The organism is Sphingomonas sp. (genome assembly GCF_031426035.1).
Lineage (GTDB): Bacteria > Pseudomonadota > Alphaproteobacteria > Sphingomonadales > Sphingomonadaceae > Sphingomicrobium.
In genome coordinates this window covers 1-2635 of the sequence record NZ_JANPKO010000061.1, presented here as the reverse complement: position 1 = coordinate 2635, position 2635 = coordinate 1, and the positions used below count along the sequence as shown (strand labels likewise).

At 69.0% G+C, this 2635-nt stretch carries 3 protein-coding genes and 1 pseudogene; all 4 read right to left on the bottom strand.

All coding sequences use genetic code 11. The features are described 5' to 3' along the window. The coding region (locus tag RMP08_RS04055; RefSeq protein ID WP_310467712.1) for a cell division protein FtsA at positions 1–336 on the bottom strand (336 nt) is incomplete at its 3' end. Continuing rightward, positions 336–1289, bottom strand: coding sequence for a cell division protein FtsQ/DivIB (locus tag RMP08_RS04050; RefSeq protein WP_310467711.1), 954 nt, complete (start codon positions 1287–1289; stop codon positions 336–338). The genes RMP08_RS04050 and RMP08_RS04055, both read right to left, overlap by 1 nt. Before the next feature lies 1 nt (position 1290). Next, positions 1291–2241 carry a D-alanine--D-alanine ligase gene (locus tag RMP08_RS04045; protein ID WP_310467710.1) on the bottom strand — a complete coding sequence of 317 codons (951 nt, stop codon included), beginning with the start codon at positions 2239–2241 and terminating at the stop codon, positions 1291–1293. Further along, a pseudogene (locus tag RMP08_RS04040) lies at positions 2238–2635 on the bottom strand (UDP-N-acetylenolpyruvoylglucosamine reductase); the annotation flags it as partial. The gene RMP08_RS04045 and the pseudogene RMP08_RS04040, both read right to left, overlap by 4 nt.

The window sequence follows — 2635 nt, the reverse complement described above, 5'->3', positions numbered from 1 at the left end:
CAGGTGCTCGATGTCGTCGGTCTCGATCCGGCGCCCGCCGATATCGACCTCAACCTGCGCGATCTGGCTGGTGAGCCCGGCCCCCGAGCAGCCGATCCACACGCTGGAGACGCTGACGTTGGCCATCTTCTCGGCGCGCTCGACCGCGTCGCGCACCGCGTAGGTCGCGGCCTGCATGTCGGTGACATAGCCGCGCTTGATCCCCTGGCTGGCGCGGTGGCCCGAGCCGAGCACGACCATCTCGCCGGTCTCGGTCAGCCCGGCGATCATCGCCGAGATGCGGAACGAGCCGAGATTGACCGCCCCGTAAACCTTGGCGATGCGCGGGCCGGCCATCAGTCGGCCTTCGCGGCGGGCTTGGCCGCCGGCTTGGCGCTGGCGGACGCGGCCGGCGTCGGCTTGGCGGCATCCGCTGCGCGATTGGGCAGGCGCAGGTAGATCCGGTCGGGCGCGCGCATGTCGAAGGCGGCGACCCGCCCGCCGAGCAGGCGGTTGACCCCGTCGAGCCGGGCGAACTCGACCAGCGCCTTGGCCGACGGCTTGTTCCCTTCGGGCAGCGCGAGCACCTGGCCGGTGCGGAAGGTTAGGTTCCAGCGGCGGTTGCCGATCCATTCGGCCTCGCGCACTTGCGGCTTCAGCGCGGGCGCGGCGTCGAGCAGCTTGTCCAGCCCGACCACCTGCTTGCCCGCACCCGGCCCGGCGACGACCAGCATCGACTTCGCGCGCGCCTCCTTGACCGGTTCGAGTTCGCGCCCCTCGGCGTCGATCAGGACATAGCGGCCGGGCTTCTTCAGCACCGCGTGCGGCACCCGCTCGACGATGTCGATCACCAGCGTATCGGGCAACTGGCGCGAGACCCGCGCATCGCCGACCCACGACAGTTCGAGCAACTTTTCGCGCAGGCCCGCCAGATCGACCAGCGGCATCGCCCGGTCGCGCTCGCCCAGCACCTTGTCGTAAACCTTGAGCTCGTTCATCCGCTCGACCCCGCGGACTTCGACGCGGCGCACCTCGAACCCGGCATCGGCGGCGAGCGAGGCGATCTGGACCGTGGCCATCGCCGGCACCCCGGCAAAGCTCGCCACAACCCAGGCGAGCACTGCCGCACCGCCGAGGATGACGGCGAGGAACGCCTGGTGGAGCCGCTCCTGGCTGACCGGCAAGGCCGCCATCGCCTGGTCGAGGACCGAGCCGGTGGTGCGCTTGGCGGCCGTGACCCGCGCCTTGTTGGTTCGCGTCGCGGCGGCGCGGCGCACGCCTTTGCCGCCGCGCTTGATCGTTTGCGCCATTTTATTCCGCCCCCCCAAAATTCGAACTGGCGAGCGCATCGGCGATAATGGCTTCCACCAGATCGCCGTATTCCATCCCCAGGTGCCGCGCCTGTTCGGGCACGAGGCTGAGCGGGGTCATGCCCGGCTGGGTGTTGACCTCGAGCAGGAACAGCCCGGCGACGCCGCGTTCGTCATCCCAGCGGAAGTCCGAGCGGCTGGTGCCCCTGCAGCCGAGCAGCCGGTGCGCGCGCAGCGCGATGTCCTTGCAGGCGGCAGTGATCTCGTCGGGTATCTCGGCGGGGCAGACGTGCTCGGTCAGCCCATCGGTGTACTTCGCGTCGAAATCGTAGAACCCGGTCTTGGGCTTGAGCTCGGTGACCATCAGCGCCCGATTTGCGATCACGGCAGTCGTCAGCTCCTTGCCGCGAATGAACGGTTCGGCCAGCAGGTGATCGAACTTCTGCCACGGCCCGGTCACGTCGCGGCCGATGGGATTGCCGTAATTGCCCTCGGCGGTGACGATCGCCACGCCGACCGAGGAACCCTCATTGACCGGCTTCAGCACATAGGGCCGCGCCAGCGGATCGCGCTCGAACAGGTCCTCGCTGGCGACGATCCGCCCGCCGGGCATCGGGATGCCGTGGGGCACCAGCGCCTGCTTGGTCAGCTCCTTGTCGATCGCGATGACCGAGGTTGCGAGACCCGAATGGGTGTATTTCAGCCCCATCAAATCCATCATCCCCTGGACCGTCCCGTCCTCGCCGGGCGTGCCGTGGAGCGCGTTGAACACGACGTCGGGCGCGGCTTCGGCGAGCCGTGCGGCGACATCGCGGTCCATGTCGACGCGGGTGACGCGGTGCCCGCGCGCCTCGAGTGCATCGGCGACGCCGTTGCCGCTCATCAGCGAGACGGGGCGCTCGCTGGACCACCCGCCCATGAGGACGGCGACGTGGAGCTTCGCGAGAGTCACTTCAAACCCACCCGCTGGATTTCCCATTCCAGCTCGATGCCTGTCTTGTCCTTCACCCGCCGCCGCACTTCGTCGCCCAGTCCCTCGATATCCGCGCTGGTCGCGGTGCCAGTGTTGATCAGGAAGTTGGTGTGCTTTTCGCTCACCTGCGCGCCGCCGAACATCAGCCCGCGACAGCCTGCGTCATCGACCAGCTGCCAGGCCTTGTGACCGGGAGGGTTCTTGAAGGTCGAGCCGCCGGTTTTGCTGCGCAGCGGCTGGCTGGCCTCGCGGCTGGCGGCGATGCGGTCCATCTCGGCCTGGATTGCGGTGGCCTCGCCGGGCTTGCCGCGGAACCGCGCAGCGACGACCACCGCGCCCTCGGGCAGTTCGGAGTGGCGATAGGTGTAGCCCA

Coding starts and splice junctions, on each gene's coding strand:
- RMP08_RS04050 (WP_310467711.1), bottom strand. CDS start 1,289: ATGGCGCAAACGATCAAGCGCGGCGGCAAAGGCGTGCGCCGCGCCGCC.